The organism is Pseudomonadales bacterium, assembly GCA_024234165.1.
GTDB lineage: Bacteria > Pseudomonadota > Gammaproteobacteria > Pseudomonadales > UBA5518 > UBA5518.
In genome coordinates this window covers 47,821-71,405 of record JACKOP010000003.1, presented here as the reverse complement: position 1 = coordinate 71,405, position 23,585 = coordinate 47,821, and the positions used below count along the sequence as shown (strand labels likewise).

The following is a 23,585-nucleotide window of genomic DNA, read 5'->3' as shown; positions in this document are numbered from 1 at the left end:
GGCTGGAGATGGAATCGAGCTTGAGTGGTCTCAAGGTGATGGTCATCGACGACAGCAAGACGATCCGCCGTACGGCCGAGACCCTGCTGGCGAAGGAAGGCTGCGAGGTGATCACTGCCGAAGACGGTTTCGATGCCCTGGCGAAGATCGTGGACAACCGGCCCGACATCGTGTTCGTCGACGTGATGATGCCTCGCCTCGACGGCTACCAGACCTGCGCCCTGATCAAGAACAACCGCGAGTTCGCCGCCACGCCGGTCATCATGCTTTCGAGCAAGGACGGGCTGTTCGACAAGGCGAAGGGACGCGTCGTCGGTTCCGACCAGTACCTGACCAAACCGTTCAGCCGCAACGAGCTGATCGGCGCGATCCTGCAGCACGCGCGACCGGTGCACTGAGGGCGGATCATGGCGCGAATCCTGATCGTCGACGACTCGCCGACGGAAAACTTCAGTATCGGCAGCCTGCTGGGGCGTCAGGGTCATGACGTCATCGCGGCCGAATCCGGTGAGGAAGGAATACGGCTCGCGCGCGAGCAACGACCCGATCTGATCCTGATGGATATCGTGATGCCCGGCCTCAACGGCTTCCAGGCCACGCGCCAGCTTACGCGCGACCCGCAGACCGCCATGATCCCGATCGTGATCCTGACCTCGAAGAGCCAGGACACCGATCGGGTCTGGGCCGAGCGCCAGGGGGCCAAGGGCTATCTGACCAAGCCGGTCGAGGAGGCCGTACTGCTGTCCACGATCACGCACGTACTCGGTGGAATGCAGCGTTGAACCCCGGGCCGATGGACAGCGTGTCGCCGTTCGGGTTGCTGCTGGAAATCGATGCACGGGCGCGGCGCGGACGCGAGGGCAGCGATGCGCGGCTGCGTGCGCAGGCGCACTGGACCGGAGTGGGCTTCTCGGTGCTCGGCAAGCAGCTCGTGGCGCCGATGGGCACCGTCACCGAAATCCTCAAGGTGCCGCCACTCGCGCGTTTGCCGCGTGTGCAGCCGTGGGTGGAAGGCGTGGCGAGCCTGCGTGGTCGCCTGGTGCCGGTGATCGGCCTGGCGGCGTTCCTCGGTGGCCAACCCGCACTGGCGTGGCGTGGCCGGCGTGTGCTGGTGCTGGGCAGCGGCTTCGATTGCGCGCTGCTGGTCGATGAAGTGCATGGTTTGAAGCATTTCCCCGCGGAGTCCTTCCGCGACAGGGCCACTGGCGTGGAGCCGGCGCTGGTGCCCTATATCGGCGGCTTCTACAGCGGGGTCGAAGGTGACTGGGCGGAATTCCGTCCGGATCTGCTGCTCGGCGATGCGCGTTTCCTGGATGCAGCGCGCTAGCGCGTGCGGCTGGCTGCGTCCTGTATGTACAGCGGAGGATCGAGTGATGATCGCAAAGCAGGGGTCGGCCAAGGCGCCGCAGGTGCGCTGGATCGCTGTGTGGGGGGCCGTGCTGACTGTCGCGATCCTCGCCTTCGTGTGGAACCTCTACGTGATACTGCGTGATACGGGCCGTGATGCCGCCTATCGGGAAATGCTCGGCAATCTGCGTGTGCTGTCGCAGCAGATCGACGCGGCGGCCCGCGAAGCGGTCGGCGGCGACGTACAGGCACTCGATACGCTCGCAAGGGCGCGTGCCGAGTTCGCCACCACCTTCGCGGAACTGGATCGCGGCGGTGAGCGCCTGCCACCGCTGCGCGATCTGCTGCCCGAGGAGCTTGCCGAGATCGGGGCCGCGTGGAGCGAGGTCGATACCGCAGCGTCGGGCATCGTGACGCGCCGTGACAGCATCCGCTTCCTGGGCGAGCTGTCGACGACGGTCGATGGCTCGATCGAGGCCGTGCAGAAGCATGCGGCCCGTGTTGCGGAGCTGATCGGTGTCAGCGGGGGTTCAACGCAGCAGGTCGCTCTGGCGGAGCAGCAGCAGTGGCTCACCGAGCGCATCGCACGCAATCTCGAGAAGGTCCTGCAGGGTGAGAATGCGGTCGAGGCAGCCGCCCGGCTTGGTGCCGACGTGGAAGATTTCGCAGACCGGCTCGGTGTGCTGCAGCGCGGCAGCACCACGCGCGGAGTGCCGGCGCTGCCCGCCGGTGACGCCCGTGACGAGGCCGCCGAAGTGCAGCGCGTGTTCCGTACCATCGGCGATGCGCGCCAGCGCATCCTCGACGCCGCACCGGATCTGGAGCAGGCACGCGCTGCGGCCGATGCCATTGCGCGCAAATCGCCGCGACTGCTGAACGCGACCGGAACGACCTCGGACCGCATCAGTGCGCTCGAGGACAGGCGCAGTCTCAATATGGGCAGCGCCCTGCTGTTCGGCAGCCTGATCACGATTTCACTGATCATGATCGGCATCCTGTGGTCGCTCGATACCCGGCGTCGCCTGGTGCAGACCGCGGCGACCAACGAGCGTAACCAGCACGCGATCCTGCGTCTGCTCGACGAGATCGCGGGGCTCGCCGATGGCGATCTCACCAGCAGCGCAACGGTGACCGAGGACTTCACCGGAGCCATCGCCGACGCCATCAACTACACGATCGACCAGTTGCGCGTGCTGGTGTCCTCGATCAATCGTACTTCGCACAGCGTCTCGCAGGCTGCCGAGGACACGCAGGCAACCGCCCTGCATCTTGCCGAAGCGGCAGAGCACCAGGCGCAGGAAATCGCGGGAGCTTCGTCGGCGGTCAACGAGATGGCCTTCTCGATCGACCAGGTATCCTCGAACGCAGCCGAGTCGGCGTCCGTGGCCGACCGTTCGGTCGCGCTGGCCAATACCGGTTCGCGGGTCGTGCAGAACACCATCGGCGGCATGGACACGATCCGGGAGCAGATCCAGGAAACCGCAAAGCGCATCAAGCGCCTTGGCGAGAGTTCCCAGGAGATCGGCGATATCGTTTCGCTGATCAATGACATCGCGGACCAGACGAACATTCTGGCGCTCAACGCCGCGATCCAGGCGTCGATGGCCGGCGAGGCAGGGCGCGGCTTCGCGGTGGTCGCCGACGAGGTGCAGCGGCTCGCCGAGCGCTCGAGCGGCGCGACCCGCCAGATCGAGGCTCTCGTGAAGACGATCCAGTCCGATACCCATGAAGCCGTGATGTCCATGGAGCAGACCACGAGCGAGGTGGTGCGTGGCGCGCGCCTCGCCGAGGACGCGGGCGTTGCGCTGGAAGAGATCGAGACCGTGTCGAAGAGTCTTGCCGCCCTGATCCAGAACATTTCGAACGCGGCGCGCCAGCAGGCGTCGTCGGCGGGCCATATCTCCAACACCATGAACATCATCCAGGAGATCACCTCCCAGACTGCGGCAGGAACCACTGCCGCAGCGCAATCGGTCGGCAAGCTCGCCTCGATGACCAACGAGCTGCGCGGTTCGGTAGCCGGCTTCAAGCTGCCCGAGTCCGGGCACTCGCTGCGCTCGCGCTGATTGCACGCGGTACGCGCGATGGAAAAGGATCTCGGTGCGCTGCAGTGGGTAGCGGACGAGCTCGGACAGGTATCCGACGAGCTCGTGCGCACACTGCTCGGCTTTGCCGACGATCCGTCCGATTCGACCCGTCTGCGCAGCGGACTCACGGGCGCGCACCAGATCCACGCCACGTTGCGTCTGCTCGCGGTGCCGAGCGCGGAACGCCTTGCCGATGAAATCGAACAGACCCTGCAGGCGCTGCTGAATGCGGAGCTGGCGCCCTCCAGCGATGCGTTGCAGACACTGCTTGCCGCCGTGATGGAACTGCCCGCCTACCTGCGGCGGGTTGGCACCGAGCGTCGCGAATCGCCACACGACGTGCTGATGGTGCTGAACGATCTGCGCGCGCTGCGGGGTGCGGCGCCGTTGCCGCCACCACCGGCCGAACTGTCGTTCGCGCTCGATGCGCTGCATCGCGATACCGGTGAGCAGGCGCCGTCGGCATCACCGGAAGAGATGCAATTGCTGCGACTGGCACGCCAGCGTTTCCAGGCGGAGCTCCTTGGGGTGTTGCGCCGGGACGCGTCGGCGCAGCGCCTGGGCCAGCTCGTCCGCGTGTTCGCACTGCTTGCGCAGCGCCTGGGCTCGACCGGGCACCGTCTGTTCTGGGAAACGGCGGCTGCGTGGGTGAATGCGCTCGAGTGCGCCGGCGTGGAACCCGACGAGCAGGCACTCGCGTTGCTGCGTGAGCTCGACGGCGAACTGCGCGCGGGCATCGCGCTCGAGGCAGGCTGTTACCGGCGTGCACCCGACGTGCAGACCTGCACCCGCCTGCTCGCGGGGCTTGCGGCTTCGGCACCGGTCAGCGAGCGGGTGGTCGAGGTACAGCGACGTCATCGGCTGCTCGCTGCAGCCGCAACCCGGTACGATCTGGGCGCGGTCGCGGCGGCGATCGTGGCGCTCACGGACGAGCTCGGCTCCGTTCTGCAGCGCCTCGAGTCCACCGAAGGTGATGCGATGGCGAACGCCCGCACGCTGCGGGAAGTGGAGCCGGAGTTGCGCCGCATCGCACAGCTGCTTGCGGGACTCGGCTTCCAGGACGAGCAGCACCTGCTGCAGACGCAGATCGAGCGGATGGCTGCTGGCTTCACCCCCGGTCCCGGGCTCGATGATCAGATCACGGCGGTCTCGGCAGCGCTGCTCGACCTCGACCAACGGCTTGCCACGCGTGCGGTGGCCGCAGGCGGTGGAGGGGCTGTCGCCAACCGTCGCCACCCGTTGCAGCGTGCGCTCGAGGCGGTGTGCCGCGAGGTCGGCAATGCACTGGAACGGGTAAAGCAGACCGTCACCGACTATTTGTCTTCATACGGTGGAGTCAGCGTGCTCAGTGGACTGCCGGACGAGCTGCATCGGCTTGCCGGTGCGCTGCAGGTCGCCGGGCTGGACGCTGCAGCCGATGTATTGCAGGGGTGTCGTGACCATCTCGTCGCGATCCAGACCGACGAAGGCGCGAGACCGGGTGCGGCGGTGATCGACACCCTGGCCGACGCGCTCGGCGCGGTCGAGTATTTCCTCGAACGTTTCCTGATCGACGGTTACGCCTCGGACCTGATCCTGGTGCGGGCCGCCGCAACGTTGCACGGGGGCGGCGCAGAGCCGGTGGAGCCGGCACTCACGACAGACGAGCTGCTGTCGCTGGTATCGCTGGCCCCGGCAGAGCCTGCGACGATTGCTGCGGGCCCGATCGAGGTGCAGGCACCCTCGCCTGTCCCCACGCCCGTGACCACGCAGGTAATCGCCGCGCCCGATCCGGAGATCGTCGAGGTCTTTGTCGAGGAAGCCACCGAAGTGCTGGCGACGATCAGCGAACAACTGCCGCAGTGGAGCGTTGCGCCGGAGCCGGGCAGCGCGCTCACCGAGTTGCGCCGTGCGTTCCACACGCTGAAGGGCAGCGGGCGCATGGTCGGCGCCGACCTGATCGGCGAACTCTCCTGGTCGGCCGAGAATCTGTTGAACCGCGTCATCGACGGTACGTTGGCGGTCACGCCGGTGCTGGTGGCTGCGGTGGCTGCGTGCCGGGCACTGTTGCCGGATCTGGTCACTGCGTTCGCGCAGGGCGTGGAGGGCCAGCGCGATGCGGTAACACCACTGCGCAGGCGTCTCGACGCCCTGGCGCGCGGTGAGGAGCCGCCTGCCGAGGTGCCTGTTCCGCCCGCGCCTGCGCCAGTGGCAGTTCCGTCCGAGCCGGTGCCGGAACCGGTCGGCGTGGGCGATGTCGAGCAGGAAGCCGGTGAGCGGCTGCGTACGATATTTGGCGAAGAGCTCGCCGAACACCTGCACGCGTTGCGTGCATACCTCGGTGTTGCAGAGCCTGCGGTGGTGAACCAGTCGCTGCTGCGCACCCTGCATACCTTGCGCGGCAGCTCCTGCGCGGCAGGCAACGATACCCTCGCGCTCGTGCTCGAGCCGCTGGACGATATGGTCCACGCTGCCGGCGAGGCTGCACAGGCGCTCACTGCAGGGCAGTTGGCACTGCTGACGCAGCTTTGCGACCTGCTCGACCACGCGCTGAGCGAACCGGCGGATACGTTGGGCCTCGAGGCGCGGGCGCAGGCACTGCGCGCGGGCATCGACGACGTCTTTCCGCGAGCGGCGCGTGCGGCCCATCCCGATGCGCGCCTCGTACGTTTCCTGCACGAGGCGCTGGAAAAACTGTTCCATGCGGGTTCACTGCTCGAGGCCTGGCGTGCGGGGCACGATACGGCGGCTGGCGGGCACGCATTGCTGGATGAATTGCGGGCAGTGCACGAGCGCGCTGCCCAGCTCGGGGTCACGGGCGTGCTGCGGCTCGCGCGACCCATGCTGGATGCGCTCGAACCGGCAGTCCTCGGCGGGGTGGGGCCATCGGTCGAGCTGTTCGGAGCGCTCGGTGCGGCATGCGAGGCGTGCCTCGATGTGCTCGATCGCCTTGCTGCCGGTGAATTGCCGGAAACTCCGGCCGCGATCATCGAGCGCCTGGCAGCTGTCACGCGGACTCCAGCAGCGCCGGTCATCGCCGAGCCGCCGTTGTTCGACGATACCCCCGACGTCGCGCAGGAGCGCATGCAGCGCGATCTGCAGCACGCAGAAGCGGAACTGCTCGGCATTTTCCTCGAGGAAGCCGAGGAGCTGATGCTGGCGATCGACGAATCGATCGATGCCTGGCGTCACGATCGCGGCAACCGTGCGCCCTTCGACGACCTGCAGCGCCACGTGCATACGCTGAAGGGTGGCGCCCGCATGGCGGGGCTGAAGTACTTCGGCGAGCTTGCGCATCATTTCGAGACGCTGCTGATCAACGAGGCGCTGCGCTTCGGGCGTTTCGACGACGCCTTCTTCGCGCGCGTGGCGGAATTCCACGAGCGGCTGCTGCGGGCGATGGATGCGATCAGGGAGCAGCCGGCTGTCGCTGTACAACCGCCGCCTCGCGCGCCGGAGCCGGAGGTGCCTTCGGTCGTCGCAGTTGCATTCGAAGCGCAGGAGCCGGTCGAGCCCGTCGGGGAGTCGGTCGCGTCCGTCACGGAGCCGGTCGCAGCCTCTGCGGAGGTGACGGAGACGGTGATCTCGGTGCCACCTTTCGTGGCGGCGACGCCTGCTGCCGCGCCGAAGCCGCGCGACGAGGTGGTACGGGTCTCGGCACAACTCCTCGAGGAGCTGGTGAACCTCGCGGGCGAGGCGAGCATCTCGCGTGCCCGGGTCGAGGAGCAGGTGAACGAACTCGGCCAGCTGTTCGACGACATGCAAGGCGCGATCGAGCGCGTGCAGGGTCAGGTGCGGCGACTCGACATCGCTACCGAAGCGCAGGTGCTGTTCCGCCGTGAGCGCGCCGATGGCTCGTCGGCAGAAGGTTTCGATCCGCTCGAGATGGATCGCTATTCGCAGTTGCAGCAACTGTCACGTTCGCTGGTGGAGAGCGCCTCGGACCTGCTCGACATCAAGCGCACGCTGGCCGAAAAGACCCGTGACCTCGAGACCGTACTGGTCCAGCAGGGGCGCCTCAACGGCCAGTTGCAGGAAGGGTTGATGCGTTCGCGCATGGTTCCCTTCTCGAGCGTGGTGCCGCGGCTCAAGCGCCTGGTGCGCCAGGTTGCAGGCGAACTCGGCAAGGATGTCGAACTCGTGGTCGGCAATGTTGGGGGTGATCTCGATCGCGGCATCCTCGAGCGCGTGATGGCGCCGCTCGAGCATATGTTGCGCAATGCCGTCGATCACGGCATCGAGGCTGCTGCCCGGCGTCGCGAGCGCAACAAGCCGACGACGGGACAGATCCATATCGATGTCGCGCGTGACGGCGGTGACGTGGTGATCGTGGTTGCCGACGACGGCGGCGGCGTGGATCTGGCGGCCGTGCGCAGCAAGGCGATCGAGCGCGGACTGCTGGATCCGGTCGCGCAACTGCGCGACCACGACGTGTTGCAGTTCATCCTGCACCCGGGATTCAGTACGGCCACCGCGGTCACCCAGATTTCCGGGCGTGGCGTTGGCATGGATGTGGTCAGCAGCGAGATCCGCCAGATGGGCGGTTCGCTCGAGATCGACAGTCGTCCGGCCGAGGGCACGCGTTTCGTGGTGCGCCTGCCATTCACCGTGTCGGTGAACCGTGCGCTGCTGGTCGGTGTCGGGCAGGAGACCTATGCGCTGCCGTTGAATACCGTGGCTGGCGTGGTGAGGCTGCGCGTCGACGAGCTCGCACAGTACGCGGCGGATGAACGGCTGCTGGAGTACGCCGGTCAGGGCTATCGCGTGCGCTACCTCGGTGCCGTGCTGCACCCCGACGAGCACCGTGATCTCGGCATCGACGGCGATACCGTGCCGCTGGTGCTGGTGCGCGGCGGCGGCCAGGCGCTGGCAGTCGAGGTCGATCGCCTGCTGGGAGCGCGCGACATCGCGGTGAAGAGCCTGGGCCCGCAGTTCGGCACGGTTCCGGGGCTGAGCGGTGCAACCGTGCTCGGCGACGGTTCGGTGGTATTGATCCTCGATTTGCCGGCCATGTTGCGCGCCGACGCTGCCAGTGGCTTCACCGCCTACGAGCGCGGCACGCGTGTGCTGGCGCCGCGTCACGGCGAGCGTCCGCCGCGGGTCATGGTGGTCGACGATTCGGTGACCGTGCGCAAGGTCACGACGCGTTTCCTCGAGCGCGAAGGGATGCAGGTGGTCACGGCGAAGGACGGTGCCGAGGCGATGTTGAAGCTGCAGGAACAGGTGCCTGACGTGATGCTCCTCGACATCGAGATGCCGCATATGGATGGCTTCGAGGTGATCAGCAAGGTCCGGCTCAGCGATGTGCTGCGCGACCTGCCGATCGTCATGATCACCTCGCGCACCGGCGACAAGCATCGTGAACGCGCGTTTGCGCTGGGTGCGAACGCTTACCTCGGGAAGCCCTACCAGGAGTCGGTGCTGCTCGAGCAGATACGCGCGCTGCTGGCGCCAAAAGAGGTCACGGCATGATGGCAAGCGAGCATTCGTCGCATGATCTCAGCGCGCTGCTGGTCCCGCTCGCAGAAGAATTGCTCGTGGTGCCGAGCGCGGTGGTGGTCGAGATCATCCGTCGTCGCGATCTGGTGCGGCCCCTGAGGGCACCTGCGTGGCTGCTCGGGATGCTGCATTGGCACGAGACGACGATTCCGGTGCTGTGCTTCGAGGCGCTGAATGGCGGCGCGCTCAGCGATACCGGGCATGGTGGGCGCATCGTGATCATGAGCGCGCTCGGTGATGGTGGCAGATGGCGCAACTACGCGGTCCTCGCGCAGGGCGTGCCGCATCTGCTGCTGATGACGGCTGCGGACGTGCACCCCGACCCGCAGCGTACGCCCGGACGGACCGAATGCATGAAGGTGCGCGTACACGGGCAGGATGGCGCGATACCGGATCTGGATGCGGTGGAGGCGGCCCTGCGCCAATACGGCAGCGTCGAGCGCTGAGCCGAACGTACCCGGACGCGCGCCACCCCTAGAGGCTGTCGCAAAAGCCTCCGACCGTCGATGCGAGCAGCGCGGGACGATGCCTTGGCACCGGTTGGACGCCGTAAATGCATCCCTGCAGGCTCGAGTGCCGCATCCCTGCGGCACACGCCCCCCCGATACCAAGGCATCGCCCCACGCTTCACGGCGTTTTGCGCCACCCTCTTCAGGCTCGCAGATCACCCCACAGGTACTGCAGGATCGCCAGCGCTGCGACCGGAGCCGTTTCGGTGCGCAGCACACGCGGCCCCAGCGACCACGGACTGAACCCTGCCGTGCAGGCGCGAGTGAATTCCGTCGGGTCGAGCCCGCCTTCCGGACCCACCAGCACGCGCACCGCCCCGGGTGGCGGATCAGCCACCAGCGCGCCGTTGCCGGTGGTGTGCAGCACCAGTCCCGGCATGTCGGCACGGGCAGCGAACCAGTCCTCGAGCGGCAGTGGTGGCTCGATCGACGGCAGGCGCCTGCGTCCGCTCTGCTCGCAGGCAGCGATCGCCACCTGCCGCCAGTGGCGCAAGCGGTTGTCGCCGCGACCGGCGTCGAGTTTCGCGTTGCAGCGCGCGAGCAACAGGGGCGTGATCGTCGCCACGCCCAGTTCGGTGCTCTTCTGCACGGTCCAGTCCATGCGCTCACCGCGCGCCAGACCGATTCCGAGATGCACGCTGAGCGGACTTTCGGTGGCAGCCGCGAGTGCATTTCCGAGCGCGAGGCGCAACGAGCGGCGTTCGATGGCCGCCAGTACTGCCGTGAACTCGCTGCCGCTGTCGTCGAATACGCTCAGTGTGTTTCCACGCTCGAGGCGCAGCACGTTGCGCACATAGTGGGCTGGCGCGTCGTGCAGCGTGATCTCCGTGCCCGCGACGAGCGCTTGCTCGATGAACAGGCGCGGCATGCGCATCGTCACAGCAGGCCGGCTGCGCGACAGATCGCGAGTGTCGGGGCGGCCTGGTTCATCGTGTAGAAGTGCAGTCCCGGCGCGCCACCGTCGAGCAGGCGACGGCACAGGTCGCCGACGAATCCGGTGGCGAACTCGCGCATTCCGGTTTCGTCGTCCTGCAGCGATTCCAGCCGGCAGCGCAGCCAGCGCGGGATTTCCGCGCCGCAGTTGTGCGCAAAGCGCGCGAGGTTCTGGTAGTTCAGAATCGGCATGATGCCCGGGTAGATCGGCTCTCCGATGCCCTCGGCGCGACAGGTCTGCACGAAATGGAAATAGGCGTCGGCGTTGTAGAAGAACTGGGTGATGCCGCTGTCGGCGCCGGCGTCGAACTTCTGCTTCAGGAAGCGTATGTCACTGGCGAAGTCACGCGCCTGCGGGTGCATTTCGGGGTATGCCGCGACCTCGACCGTGAAATGCCCACCCATGTGCCGCCGGATGAAGCGCACCAGTTCGCTGGCGTGGATCAGTTGCGACATGCCGCCCACGCCCGACGGCAGGTCGCCGCGCAGGGCGACCAGTCGATGGATGCCGTTGTCGCGATACGTCTGCAGCAGCTCGAGAACCAGCGATTCGTCGTCACCGCCGAACGACAGGTGCGGTGCAATGGCATTGCCACCGCGGGCCAGTTCGAGCACCACGTCACGCGTGGCCTCACGCGTCGAACCGCCCGCACCGTAGGTCACCGAAGAGAATGCCGGTGCGAGCACGCTCAGCTCCTCGTGCGTGGCCAGCAGCTTCGCGCGCCCGTCGGCTGTCTTGGGCGGAAAGTATTCGCAGCTCAGCCGAAAGCCTGCGGGGGGTCGTGTCATCACCGTGCCTCAGTAACGATACTGTTCGTTCTTGAACGGCCCGTCGACCGGCACCTTGATATAGTCCGCCTGCTCCGGTGTGAGGCGTGTGAGTACGCCACCGAATCCGCTGACCATGTGCCGCGCCACCTCCTCGTCGAGGCGCTTCGGCAGCACCTCGATGCGCAGTGCCGACGGCTTCATCTCCGGTTCCAGCTCCGCGAAGCGACGCTCGAACAGATAGATTTGCGCCAGCACCTGGTTGGCGAACGAGCCGTCCATCACGCGCGACGGGTGTCCGGTCGCGTTGCCGAGGTTCACCAGCCGGCCTTCGGAAAGCAGGATCAGGTGATCGTTGCTGGCGCGGTCGCGATAGACCTGGTGCACCTGCGGCTTCACCTCTTCCCACTCCCACTCGCAGCGCATGAAGGCGGTGTCGATCTCGTGGTCGAAGTGACCGATGTTGCATACCACCGCACCACATTTCAGTGCGCTCAGCATGTGGCGATCGCAAACGTCGCGATTGCCGGTTGCGGTGACGACCAGGTCGATTTGGCCGAGCAGCGCACGGTCGACGCAGGCCGCGCTGGCGTCGTTGCTGCCACCGATATACGGTGACACGACTTCGTAGCCGTCCATGCAGGCCTGCATCGCGCAGATCGGATCGATCTCGCTGATGCGCACGATCATGCCTTCCTGGCGCAAGGACTGGGCAGAACCCTTGCCGACGTCACCGTAGCCGATCACCAGCGCCTTCTTGCCTGCCAGCAGATGATCGGTGCCGCGCTTGATCGCGTCGCTGAGGCTGTGACGGCAGCCGTACTTGTTGTCGTTCTTCGACTTGGTCACCGAGTCGTTCACGTTGACCGCCGGCACCTTCAGCGCGCCCTGCTGAAGCATTTCCTGCAGACGCAGTACGCCGGTCGTCGTTTCCTCGGTGATGCCATGCACGCGGTCGAGCAGGTGCGGGAAACGCTGGTGCAGGATCGCGGTCAGATCGCCGCCGTCGTCGAGCACCATGTTGACCGGCCACGGCCTGCCGTCCTTCAGGATCGTCTGCTCGATGCACCAGTCGTACTCTTGCTCGGTCTCGCCCTTCCAGGCGTAGACCGCGATCCCGCGCGCAGCGATTGCTGCTGCCGCATGGTCCTGGGTGGAAAAGATATTGCACGAGGACCAGCGCACTTCGGCGCCGAGCTCGACCAGTGTCTCGATCAGTACCGCGGTCTGGATCGTCATGTGCAGGCAGCCGAGGACGCGTGCGCCGGCGAGCGGCTTGCTGTGGCGGTAGCGGGCGCGGATGGCCATCAGTGCCGGCATCTCGGTCTCGGCGATCGCGATTTCGCGCCGTCCCCACGCCGCGAGCGTGATATCGGCAACCTTGTAGTCGGCAGGGGCGTGCTGTGCAGTAGTCATGTCCGGATTCCTCGGGTGTATGTCGGCGTCGGCATCACAGTGCCTTCGCGAGTTCTGGAGCCTTGTCGGTGCGCTCCCACGTGAAGCCGGGTTCCTCGCGGCCGAAATGCCCGTAGGCTGCGGTTGCGCGATAGATCGGGCGCTTCAGGTCGAGCATCTCGGTGATTCCGCGCGGACGCAGGTCGAAGTGCTCGCGGATCAGCTCGATGATCCTGGCATCCGGCAGTTTGCCGGTATTGAAGGTGTTGACCGAGATCGAGGTCGGTTCGGCAAGGCCTATCGCGTACGACACCTGGATCTCGCAGCGGTCGGCCAGTCCGGCCGCGACCAGGTTCTTCGCGACGTAGCGCCCTGCGTAGGCGGCGGAGCGGTCCACCTTCGACGGGTCCTTGCCGGAGAAGGCGCCCCCGCCATGACGTGCCATCCCGCCGTAGCTGTCGACGATGATCTTGCGCCCGGTGAGTCCGCAGTCCCCGAGCGGGCCGCCGATGATGAACTGGCCAGTGGGATTCACGTGGTACCTGGTCCCGGCGTGCAGCCATTCGGCGGGCAGCACCGGACGGATGATTCCTTCGATCACCAGTTCGCGCAGTTTCTGCTGTGCCATGTCGGGGGTGTGCTGTGTCGAGACGACGACCGCATCGACGGCGACCGGTCGGCCATTGTCGTAGCGGATCGTGATCTGGCTCTTGGCGTCGGGGCGCAGCCACCGCCACCGTGGATCGCCGCTCCTGCGCAGGGCCGCCTGCTGGCGCATCAGCCGGTGCGCGTAGGTGATCGGCGCCGGCATCAGCACATCGGTCTCGTTCGACGCGTAGCCGAACATCAGGCCCTGGTCGCCGGCACCCTGCTCCTTGCTTTCGGTCGCGTCGACGCCGATCGCGATGTCGTGCGACTGCTTGCCGATCGCGTTCAGCACCGCGCAGGTGGCGCCGTCGAACCCGACGTCCGAGCTGTCGTAGCCGATGTCGAGGATCACCTGGCGGATCAGCGGCTCCAGATCCACGTAGGTGTTGCTGGTCACCTCGCCGGCGACGATCGCCATGCCCGTCTTGACCAGTGTTTCGACCGCGACGCGTGCGTTCGGATCCTTGTCCAGAATCGCGTCGAGGATGGCGTCCGAGATCTGGTCCGCCATCTTGTCGGGATGGCCCTCGGAAACCGATTCCGAGGTGAAAGTCGCGTATTCGCTCATGATCGTGCCCTTGTCGCGTCAAGCCTTCGATGAAAAACCCGCACCTGGATGCGGAAACCGTTGCGTAGTGCCAGATAGACGCTCTCCCCTTCGTCCAGTCCTGCCGCGCTGCCCCAGCGCGACAGTTCCTCGGGGGCGAAGCCAAGCCACAGATCGCCGCAGGTCTCGCGGGTCCAGCCCTGTGCGTGGGTACACAGATCGCTCAGCAGCAGCAGCCCACCCGGGCGCAATGCCGTGGCGAGATCGCGCAGCACGCTGGCAGGTGAAGCCGTGTGGTGCAGCACCATGTTGGCCACCACCACGTCTGCACTGGCCGCCAGTGAGCGCGCGTGCGTACTGTCGTCGTGCACCAGTTCCACGTTCGCGAGACCCGTTGCCACGCAGTGCATGCGAGCCTGTTCGAGCATCTCGGCCGAGCTGTCGATCGCCACCACGCGCTGACTGCGGCACGAGAGCTCCGGCAGCAGCCAACCGTCGCCTGGCCCCAGCTCGATTGCCAGCGCACACGGCTGCGCCAGCAGCGTCGAGAGCAGCTCGCCGACTGCCCCAGCGTAGCGCGAGTACGGCGCGATCAGCTCCTGCTGCGCCTGCAGCTTGCGTGCATTCGCGGCGAAGAACTCGCGCGAGCTGCGAACGCGTGCCTCCTGCACCACGGCGACCCCGCGCGCCGTCGCTTCACCAGGCTCCAGTCGATCGGCGGCGGCAAGGATTGCCTGCATCGGCGCGTCCAGCTCCTCGGACGCAGCCCGGTGACTGCGCCCGTAGTAGATCGACGTTGCTTCGCGGCGCCGGTGCACCAGTCCGGCTTCCGCCAGCACCTTCAGGTGGTGGCTCATCGCGGGTTGGCGCACGCCGAAGATCTGGCACAGCTCCAGCACACCGTATGCATCGCGTGCCAGCAGGCGCAGGATCTCGAGGCGCAGCCGATCTCCGGCCGCACGGCACAGCCGGCTCAGGCCTTCGTAGCCGCCGACAGGCAGGATGGGCGTTGCACCAAGCGTCATGGGGCCGGAGTCTAGCAGGGCCTGCCAGCATATATCGAAATTTTTTGATGAAATAGTTTGTGCTGGGATTACCAAAGCGCTGTTGCAGCGGTTCCGCCGTCAGGCACACAGGCGCAGTCCAGCAAGTGATCCAGCGTGTGTTCGATTTCCTGTGTATCGCACGACCGGGCATGAATGAGGTGCTCAACATTCGGCTCGGCTGCCCGCGCCGCTTGTCGTTGAAGTTCATTCACTTGCGCCGCAAGGGGCGCAATGCTGGCAAGGGCATCCATCAGGCTTTCTGCTCCAACCATCGCCGCCCGAGGGTGGTCAGGCGGTAGCGGCGGCTGACGGCGCGGCCCGCCTTCAGGTCTTCCATGCGGATCGACCGATCTGGGCCGGGGTAGCTGACGACCACCAGTTCGTCATGGCTGATGCGCACCTCGATGGGCTCACGCTCCTCATGGGAACGGTGATACACCGCGTTGACCACGGCCATCTTCGATGGCGGTATAGGGAAAGTTCCAGAGCCGCGTCGCCTCGGCGAATCTTCCGCCAACGCGCTGCCGACCTCCTGCAAAAAACCCTGCATCAAGGACTTGGATAGATCATTTTTCGGGTCGACGTTCGGGCGATCAGCAGAAAGGGCTGTCATCTGTTCCCTCCCTGAACCCACTCAGCCGACAGCGCCTCGGCCTGCTGCAACACCGTCTGCACCGCTGCGTCCTGCAGATCGGGCGGGTAGCCGTACTTGCGCAGGATGCGCTTGACCAGCACGCGCATCCGGGCGCGTGCCGAATCGCGATGCGCCCAGTCCACCGAGACATTGCCTTTTAAGCTGACGAGCAATTCGTGGGCGATGACCTTGAGCTTGTCGTCGCCCATGGCCTGCACCGCCGAGTCGTTCTCGGCCAGCGCGTCGTAGAAGGCGATTTCCTCGTCGGACAAACCCGATTCCTCGCCACGCTGCCGCGCTGCGCGGATGTCCTTGGCCAACTGGATCAGCTCCTGCAGCACTTCGGCGGTGGTGATGGCATTGGCGTGGTAACGGGCCACGGCATCTTCCAGGCGTTCCGAAAAGGCCCGTGTCTCGACGATATTGGCCTTGTTGCGCGAACGGATGCCGTCGTTGAGCAGCTTGCGCAAAGCCTCCAGCGCAAGGTTCTTCTTGCCCATCTGCTGCACTTCGGCGAGGAATTCGTCGGACAGGATGGAAATGTCCGGCGACTGGATGCCCGCCGCTTTCAGGATGTCCACGATCTCGGTCGAGACCACCGCCCGGCTGACGATCTGCTGGATGGCGAAATCGCGCTCCTGCGAGGTCACGCCGGAGCCGCCGGCTGACTTGACCAGTGCGGCGCGGATGGCCTGGAAGAAACCGACTTCCTCGCGGATGCTGCGCGCCTCGTCGGAGGCCGACGCCAGCGAATACGCCTTCGATAAGGCCAGCATCGCATCCTGATAACGCCGCTGCGCGTTCTTCTTGCCTTCCGCCGTTGTTTCGGCGGCAGCCCATTGCTGCTGCCTGTCCAGAATCCACTCGATGGCCCCGGCCATCATCGCCAGCCGTTGTTGCGGTGTGCCGTTCAGCGCCGTGGCGTAGTCAAAGCCGTGGAACATCGCCCGCACGATGTCGTGTTTCTCCAGCAGCACGGCAACGGCTTCGGCTTCGTCGACGCCCGTGGTGGCCTGATCGCGCGGCGAATACTGGGCCAGTGCGGATTTCAGGCTCTGCGCGATGCCGATGTAGTCCACGATCAGGCCCGCCGGCTTGTCGCGGAACACGCGGTTCACCCGAGCGATAGCCTGCATCAGGCCGTGACCCTGCATCGGCTTGTCCACGTACATCGTGTGCATGCACGGCGCATCGAAGCCGGTCAGCCACATATCGCGCACGATGACGAGCTTCAACGGATCTTTCGCATCACGAGCGCGCTTGGCGAGCAGATCGCGTCGCACCTTGTTGCCGATGTGCTGCTGCCATGCCGGTGGATCGCTGGCTGCGCCAGTCATCACGATCTTGACGGCGCCGGCCTTGTCGTCGGTGCTGTGCCAGTCCGGGCGCAGCTTGACGATTTCGTCGTACAGCGCCACGCAGATACGGCGGCTCATACACACCACCATGGCCTTGCCGTCCAGCGCGGCGAGGCGATCCTCGAAGTGCGTGACCAGATCCTTCGCCACTAGCGCAAGGCGTTTTTCGCTGCCGACCAGCGCCTCGACAGTCGCCCACTTGCGCTTGAGTTTCTCCTGCTCAGCCTGCGCTTCGTCTTCGGTCAGTACCTCCACCTCGGCGTCGAGCCTGGGCTTCTCATCCTCGTCCAGCTCGATGCGCGCCAGCCGCGATTCGTAGTAGATCGGCACGGTCGCGCCATCTTCCACCGCGCGGCTGATGTCGTAGATGTCGATGTAGTTGCCAAACACCATCGGCGTGTTGACGTCCGTCGCCTCGATCGGCGTGCCGGTGAAACCGATGAGCGAGGCGTTCGGCAGCGCATCGCGCAGGTATTTGGCGAAACCGTAGGAAACCTCGCCGGTCCTGCCGTCCACCCTGGCGCGGAAGCCGTATTGCGAACGGTGCGCTTCGTCGGCGATGACGACCACGTTGCGACGCGTCGTCAGCGGTTCGGCCACCTCGCCGAATTTCTGCAACGTGGTGAAGATCACGCCACCTGATGCGCAATTGAGCAGCCGCTGCAAGTCCTCGCGGCTTTCCGCCTGTACCGGCGTCTGGCGGATCAGGTCCTTGCACATCGAAAACGTGGCGAACAACTGGTCGTCCAGATCGTTGCGGTCGGTTAGCACCACCAGCGTCGGGTTCTGCATCAAAGGGTGCTTCACCAGCCGTCCGGCGTAGAAGGCCATCAGCAGGCTCTTGCCGGAACCCTGTGTGTGCCAGATCACGCCCGCGCGTCGGTCGCCCCTGGACTGCGAGGCGACGCTCGGCAGCCGGTAGTCGGCCGGGTCTTCGCCGGCCGCGTCGGCGGCGGCACGAATCGTCGATTCGATGGCGCGATTGACGGCGTGGTACTGGTGATAGCCCGCTATGATCTTCGCCAGCCCCGCCCCCGTTTCGCCGAACACGGTGAAGTCGCGTAGCAGATCGAGAAACCGCTGCTGCTCGAATACGCCTTCGATCAAGGTTCCCAGTTCCGGCAAACCTTTGGGCGCGATGGCCGCGCCATCGGTCGTGCGCCACGGCATGAAGCGCTCCAGATCGGCAGACAGCGATCCCACGCGCGCGGCGATGCCATCGGACGTGACCAGCAGTCCATTGCTGTGGAACAGCGCGGGAATCTGCTGCTTGTAGGTCTGCAACTGGTTGAACGCACCCGCCAGATGCGCGTCTGCGCTGCCCGGCGCTTTGAGTTCGATCACCGCCAGCGGCAGGCCGTTGACGAACAGCACCACATCCGGCCTGCGGTTGACCTGGCCGTTGATGACCACGAACTGCTGCACGGCCAGCCAGTCATTTCTTTTGGGTTGTTCGAAGTCCAGCAATGCCACCTTGCCGGTGGTCAACGCTCCATCGTCGCCGTCGTATTCAACGTCCACGCCTTCGGTCAGCAGCGCATGGATGCGGCGGTTTTCTTCCAGCAGTCCGGGGAAGACGGACTGGGTGAGCTTGCGCAGCGCATCGTCGCGCGCTTCCTGCGGCATCTGCTGATTGAGCCGCGCCACGGCTTCGGCCAGCCTCTTGTGCAGCACCGTCACATCGTGGCTGTCGCGCTCCGGCGCGCTGCCGTCCGGGCCGATCACCTCGTCCGACGTCGTGGCCCAGCCGAGCGAGCGCAGTTGCGCAAGCAGGGCTGATTCGATGTCGGCTTCGGAGAGGAAGGCCATCAGCGGGGCTCCGGGTTCCACGTCATGCGGTGATGTCCTTGATCTGCGCTTCATAGCCGGCCAACCGGCCCTGTACGGCGCGGACGCCATAGTGGAACGCCAGTGCGGCTGCGGGCCATTGGCGGATCTCGCTGCCATCGATCACTTGTTGCCTGATCCTGTTCCGGGTCGTGGCCCAGGCCAAGGGCAGTCGATTGTTGCGCACGAATTTCATCAGACCCTTGAGCGCTTCCGGCTTGTCCGCGAATTTGTCGCTCCACTTGATTTCCAGCGCGGAGACCGGCTTGAACGTCAGCGAGGATTCGACGAGATCCACTTCGCAATCGTCGGCTCCCCAGCGGGCGTAGTTCAACCGGGCGTCCTCATGGAAACGCTGCGCGAACAAGGCTGTTTCCACCAAATGCCCGAACTCCGGGTCATCCGGCGACTTGGCACCGAACAAGCCGGTGTACATCGCCGAGTTGGTCAGATAGACCTTGAAGTTGCGCTCACGCTGATAGCGTTTGCCATCCTGATCCACCCGGAATACACGCTTGATGAGGAACGCCGCTTCCAGATATTCGATGTATTTCTGGATGGTCTGCTTGCCCACGCCGCTGCGCTGCGAAAGCTGCTCGAATGACACTTCTTCCGCCGTGTTGAACGCCAGCAAGGTGAACAGCGAATTGAGCTCCTGGATGTCCTTGATGCCGTACAACTGCGGCAGATCGCGCAGCAGCACCTTTTCCACGATGTCGGATTTCACGAAGCGTTCCGGGTTGCTCCGCACCGTGGGCGACAGCGCCAGTTCCGGATAGCCGCCATAATTGACGTATTCGGCGAACTGCGCGTTCAACTGCGCGATATCGGCCAGCACATAGAGCCCCGGTTCTTCCTCGGCAATGGCTGCCGGCTCCTGCCGCAATTGCAGGTATTCGGAAAACGTCAACGGCGGCAGCAGGAAGTCGGTGAAGCGGCCCGCGCCGGATTCGCTGCTCTGGCGCTTGAGCGCGGCAGCAGCAGATCCTGACACCAGAATCTTCAGGTCTGGCCGGTGATCCACCAGCGGCTTGAGGTGTTTTTCCCAATCCTTGTGCGACTGGATTTCGTCGAAGAACAAATAGCGCGTGCCTTCGCCATCGGGCGTAGCGTCTTCGATCTGGCGAATCAGCGCTTCCAGCGATTGCCCATGTAGCAGCGGATGATCCATTTCCACGTAGGCGATGCGCCGCGTGGGCACGGACTGCTTCAGCAGATCGGCGATCAGATGGCGGATCAGGATGGTCTTGCCCACCCGGCGCGGCCCCAACAGCACCACGGCACGACGCAACTTGGGTTCCTGAAGCAATTGCCGCACTGGGCCAAGATAGGCGCGGGGACACAGGGCCAGCGTCTCGGCATCCATCGTGGCGCTCTGCCACCATGGATTCAGGCGCTTAAGATGCTCTGCAACCTGTTGATCTGAAACTTCTTTCATCGGAAATTTGCATTAAACACACCTTGTTGTGCTTAACTTTAGCACGCCCGATGGGTCTGGATCGGGGAAGTTGCGGTGTTTGGACTTGCTCGAGATCGGCTTCGGAGAGAAACGCCATCAGTTCGCCTCCTTGACGATACGCGCCAGGCCCGCCGCCGTGGTGCGGTATTGCTGTTTTGGACTGCGCGGCTTGTCGGGGATGGTCAATTCGAGCAAGCCTGCATCCAGCAGCGGGCGCAGCACTTGGTCACGGAATCGTGTTCGATTGGTGTGGCCCGCAAAGGCCATCAGCTCCGGCTGTGCCCGTGGCTCCTTGGTAAATCCCAACAACTCAACTTGGGACGCACTTGGGACAAAGCCACCGCATCCGCCACCACCTCCGCCGCAAAACTCACCGTCACGAAACCCGCATTTTCGTTGAACACTGGGTCGGCTACGCCGTAAGCACGGCAATCATCAATCACCCGGTTCGTGCCCCGCCCCCAAACCTCGATCGCGCCGGTTCGATGGAATGCCCCGGCAATCAACGGGTTGCGTGGTTTGGATGTGTGTTCTTGCGTCAGCATCTCCGCGCTGATGCCCGTGGGCAAATCGCCCGCGCTGCGCACTTCGATGCGGTCGTCAAACACTGCAATCGCCACATAGCCGTAAGGCAGGCTGCAATCGCGGTGAATGACCGCATTGATGATGATTTCGCGCAGCGCATCGGCAGGCACGGGCAGGCGGTCTTGCCGGAAGATCGTGCCCACAAGGCCCCCCGCCTCGCTGGCTTTCGGAAAATGCGCCGCCAGCGGCAGCGTACGATCCAGCCACGCCATGGCCTCACGCACCATCGCAAAGGCGTGCATGTGCTCCTGCTTGTTGTCGATGATGTCGCCAGTAATCTTGTCGCCACGAAAGCGCCCCAGCTTCAGCAAGGCTTGCGGGTAATGCGGTAGAAATTTGGTGCCGTAGAGCATCTGTGCTGCGTTGGTGATGTTGCCGTCCACGCGCAGGCCGAGCCGGTCGAGAATGTCGCCGATGTCCATGCTCGTGCTGGCAGACAAGCGCCGCTGTGCAATGGCCGTTTGCCGCGTAAGCAGGATTTCTTCTGCATCCAGATCATCCAGCGTCACGCCCACGGCGGGCTGGTTTTCCCAACGGTGACGGCTGTGGCTGCGGTCGAGCAGCAGCCGTGCGTACTCGTCCTGCGGCATTACCGAAGTCGTGGAACCCGTGCGCTTGCAAGGCCGCCCATCGAAGGCAAACGGCGCATATTCCCGCGCCGATGGCACCGCCAGCACGATGACCTCGCGCCCGCCAGCAACGGCGATACGCTCCATCTCCACCTGCGCCGCCGGTTCAAAGCGCCCCAGCATGGCGGCAATGTCGCGCAGCGTGGCATCACTCACATCCTGCCCCACGGCCTTGTTGTCTGGCGATACGCCGATCAACACCCGTCCACCGTTGCCGTTGAGAAAGCCGCACAGCGTTTCGCCTGCGCGGCGCAGTTCGGCGGTGGATTTCTTGAACTTCAGCGTGTCGGATTCGCCGGCAGTGAGCCAAGCGGGGAATTGAGCAGAGCGCATCAACTCGACTCCTCGCCAGTGCCAGATGGATTTCCCTTCACGACTTGTCTTGTTCTCTGCTCCGTTTTTGTCGCATCGATAAGCTGTGCTGAGCCAAACGAAGCCAATCCACTTGAGCGAGTTGCCAGTTTAACGATCTGTTTCTTGATGTCGGCCAGTTCGTCGGCAATCCGCATCAAATGCGGCTTGTTCATCATTCCCGGTAAGCCTGCATAAGCGGAAACATCAAGTTGGTATTTCTCCGAGAGTTGTTCGTCACTACCGGATGCGCGCCAGTTCACTTTGACATGGAAAGGCTTGAGTTGCTGGCTAACATTCGGGTCTTTGGGCTGGAACAGGTTGAATCCAATGGCAAACAGGAAGCTGATCTTCTCGCCCTGTGCGATCATCGTCATCGTGGGACGTTGGGCAGAATAATCCACAATGATGTTGTAATTCTCGAAGTCACCCGCTTTCCGCTCGAACGAAAACGACACATCGAAGGCGGGGCCAGTACCGACATTGGACAATGCCATGTTCAGCCCGCCAGTGCCATCAGGGTGCATTTCAAAGTGAGCTACCACCCGCGGGGAATTCCCAGCCTTTCGTAACAGTCTGTTTTCTTTAATTAGCGCAATGGTCAGGATTGCGACCATGGTGGTGGACAAGCCGCCGATCATTGCGCCTGTTGCCGACCAATCAATGCTGGCATACCAATCCAAAATCATTCCATCCCCTCCCCGGAGGCTCGCTCTGCATTACCCATTCTTAGTCTGCCGGAAATTAGACGGGGCAGCAGGGTATCGCGCAGGGTGGCGAGGGTGGCGGCTTGCTGGCGGTTGTGTTCGATTTTTTTCAATATCGGTGCGATAGCTTCATCGAAAGCGGCGATGGATTCCTTGCTTGCGATGGCGGCGTGCGCACTGGCGAGTTGATCGGGTTTGACGCGTTGATGACTGTTCGATGTGCCGGTAACAAGTTGGCGCATCGTGGCGTTGAACTCTGGCGAAGTGGCGACGAAATAGATGAATGCACTGCCAATACCGGGCTTTGGCGTCCATACGAGGAACTCGGTTGAGCACACGGCGCTGTCACCTGTCTCGCCGACGAACCAGATGCGCGGAATGTGCGGGTTGAGTTTCGACACCAACACTGCGTCGAACGGAACCGGCGTCTTGTTGCTCTTGATGGCTTGACCCGTTTCGGCAATCGGCATTTGGCCTGCGTCGAACGCGGGCAGGCTGTAATGCTGGAATACGGTTTGCGGTTGCGTTGCAGGGTTCACGCTGCCTTTGCCGAGAGTGGCGATTTCGCCGAAGGCATAAGCTCGCCACCCCTTTGGAATCAAGCCCAGTTCCGATTCCTGCATGTCCTCTTGCGGCACGCCGTCGAAGTCCACGAACCATGACTTGAACAGCGCCGCGGCGATGGCTTGCAGCGTGGCGTTGGTCTGCCGCAGGTTGGCGATGCGGTCGTCGAGTGCACCAAGGGTTTCGGCGATAGCGTGTTGTTCTTCGAGGGGTGGAACAGAAAAAGGAACTCCAAGAATTTGCCCCGGAGACAAATTGGCTTGCCCGCCAGAACTTGTAGCCACAGCAATGAAATGTTGCTGATAGTCCCAAGCTGAAAGCACATACCCAGCAAAACGAGGCAAAACCCTTGCGCCCGGTTTCAGCCGCAACGCGCCAACCCGCTGGTTAATTAGATGGGTTTCATCTTTTGAGAAATAGGCAACTTTACCGACCCAAGTCTCTGGCGAGCCATCATGCCGATTCCCAGACATGGAAATCAGCAAGTCATCTTGCTTGGCAAGTTTTTCACCACGCAATTTCAAGAACTTCTCATCAACATACGAGAACTCGTGTTCGCTGAATGCGCCTGCTTTGATGTTCTTGATTTTGATTACACGGACACCGGAATCTATAAAGTCTGCGCTCTTGAATGCGTAGCCATTAACCAAGTCAAAGGCATCACCAACGCAGTTGATACTTAACTCAGACGCCATAACCCAGCGCCCCCATCT

The 23,585-nt window shown here is 64.2% G+C and carries 18 protein-coding genes and 1 pseudogene; 6 read left to right on the top strand and 13 right to left on the bottom strand.

Annotated elements, in window-relative coordinates; all coding sequences use genetic code 11:
- Positions 1–8 precede the first annotated feature (8 nt).
- From pilG to H7A12_09585, 6 genes are read left to right on the top strand one after another with little or no spacing between them, the layout of a single operon-like run.
- Complete coding sequence (gene pilG, locus H7A12_09610) at positions 9–398, top strand: twitching motility response regulator PilG (GenBank protein MCP5321063.1); 390 nt, start codon at positions 9–11, stop codon at positions 396–398.
- Between the two features lie 9 nt (positions 399–407).
- Positions 408–782 carry a response regulator gene (locus H7A12_09605; protein MCP5321062.1) on the top strand — a complete coding sequence of 125 codons (375 nt, stop codon included), beginning with the start codon at positions 408–410 and terminating at the stop codon, positions 780–782.
- A complete protein-coding gene (locus tag H7A12_09600; protein ID MCP5321061.1) occupies positions 779–1,327 on the top strand; it encodes a chemotaxis protein CheW in 549 nt (182 codons plus the stop codon). The genes H7A12_09605 and H7A12_09600 overlap by 4 nt, the downstream gene beginning before the upstream one ends.
- 46 nt (positions 1,328–1,373) lie before the next feature.
- Entirely contained in the window at positions 1,374–3,413 is a 2,040-nt protein-coding gene (locus H7A12_09595) for a methyl-accepting chemotaxis protein (GenBank protein MCP5321060.1), read from the top strand.
- 18 nt (positions 3,414–3,431) lie between these two features.
- Positions 3,432–8,885: an Hpt domain-containing protein gene (locus H7A12_09590; protein ID MCP5321059.1), complete on the top strand. Its 5,454-nt coding sequence runs from the start codon at positions 3,432–3,434 to the stop codon at positions 8,883–8,885.
- Positions 8,882–9,358 carry a chemotaxis protein CheW gene (locus H7A12_09585; protein MCP5321058.1) on the top strand — a complete coding sequence of 159 codons (477 nt, stop codon included), beginning with the start codon at positions 8,882–8,884 and terminating at the stop codon, positions 9,356–9,358. Before H7A12_09590 ends, H7A12_09585 begins: the two co-directional genes overlap by 4 nt.
- Before the next feature lie 205 nt (positions 9,359–9,563).
- Here H7A12_09585 and H7A12_09580 read toward each other — a convergent pair whose 3' ends face one another.
- The 13 genes and pseudogenes from H7A12_09580 to H7A12_09520 all read right to left on the bottom strand — a co-directional run bounded on the left by H7A12_09580 (position 9,564) and on the right by H7A12_09520 (position 23,567).
- Positions 9,564–10,295, bottom strand: coding sequence for a 16S rRNA (uracil(1498)-N(3))-methyltransferase (locus H7A12_09580; GenBank protein ID MCP5321057.1), 732 nt, complete (start codon positions 10,293–10,295; stop codon positions 9,564–9,566).
- A 2-nt stretch (positions 10,296–10,297) separates the two neighbouring features.
- Positions 10,298–11,143: a methylenetetrahydrofolate reductase gene (locus H7A12_09575; GenBank protein MCP5321056.1), complete on the bottom strand. Its 846-nt coding sequence runs from the start codon at positions 11,141–11,143 to the stop codon at positions 10,298–10,300.
- A gap of 9 nt (positions 11,144–11,152) precedes the next feature.
- Positions 11,153–12,538, bottom strand: a complete 1,386-nt coding sequence (locus H7A12_09570; GenBank protein MCP5321055.1) for an adenosylhomocysteinase — start codon at positions 12,536–12,538, stop codon at positions 11,153–11,155.
- Between the two features lie 34 nt (positions 12,539–12,572).
- Complete coding sequence (locus H7A12_09565) at positions 12,573–13,733, bottom strand: methionine adenosyltransferase (GenBank protein MCP5321054.1); 1,161 nt, start codon at positions 13,731–13,733, stop codon at positions 12,573–12,575.
- A complete protein-coding gene (locus H7A12_09560) occupies positions 13,730–14,737 on the bottom strand; it encodes a metalloregulator ArsR/SmtB family transcription factor (protein ID MCP5321053.1) in 1,008 nt (335 codons plus the stop codon). Before H7A12_09560 ends, H7A12_09565 begins: the two co-directional genes overlap by 4 nt.
- Before the next feature lie 68 nt (positions 14,738–14,805).
- Complete coding sequence (locus H7A12_09555; protein MCP5321052.1) at positions 14,806–15,009, bottom strand: hypothetical protein; 204 nt, start codon at positions 15,007–15,009, stop codon at positions 14,806–14,808.
- Positions 15,010–15,050: 41 nt separating this feature from the next.
- A pseudogene (locus H7A12_09550) lies at positions 15,051–15,261 on the bottom strand (transcriptional regulator).
- A gap of 106 nt (positions 15,262–15,367) precedes the next feature.
- A complete protein-coding gene (locus tag H7A12_09545) occupies positions 15,368–18,559 on the bottom strand; it encodes a type I restriction endonuclease subunit R (GenBank protein MCP5321051.1) in 3,192 nt (1,063 codons plus the stop codon).
- Positions 18,560–18,581: 22 nt separating this feature from the next.
- Entirely contained in the window at positions 18,582–20,015 is a 1,434-nt protein-coding gene (locus H7A12_09540) for an ATP-binding protein (protein MCP5321050.1), read from the bottom strand.
- 117 nt (positions 20,016–20,132) lie between these two features.
- Positions 20,133–20,303, bottom strand: coding sequence for a transcriptional regulator (locus H7A12_09535; protein ID MCP5321049.1), 171 nt, complete (start codon positions 20,301–20,303; stop codon positions 20,133–20,135).
- Complete coding sequence (locus tag H7A12_09530; protein ID MCP5321048.1) at positions 20,303–21,583, bottom strand: putative DNA binding domain-containing protein; 1,281 nt, start codon at positions 21,581–21,583, stop codon at positions 20,303–20,305. Before H7A12_09530 ends, H7A12_09535 begins: the two co-directional genes overlap by 1 nt.
- Positions 21,583–22,290, bottom strand: a complete 708-nt coding sequence (locus H7A12_09525) for a hypothetical protein (GenBank protein ID MCP5321047.1) — start codon at positions 22,288–22,290, stop codon at positions 21,583–21,585. Before H7A12_09525 ends, H7A12_09530 begins: the two co-directional genes overlap by 1 nt.
- Positions 22,287–23,567: a restriction endonuclease subunit S gene (locus tag H7A12_09520; GenBank protein MCP5321046.1), complete on the bottom strand. Its 1,281-nt coding sequence runs from the start codon at positions 23,565–23,567 to the stop codon at positions 22,287–22,289. The genes H7A12_09525 and H7A12_09520 overlap by 4 nt, the downstream gene beginning before the upstream one ends.
- Between the last annotated feature and the right edge of the window lie 18 nt (positions 23,568–23,585).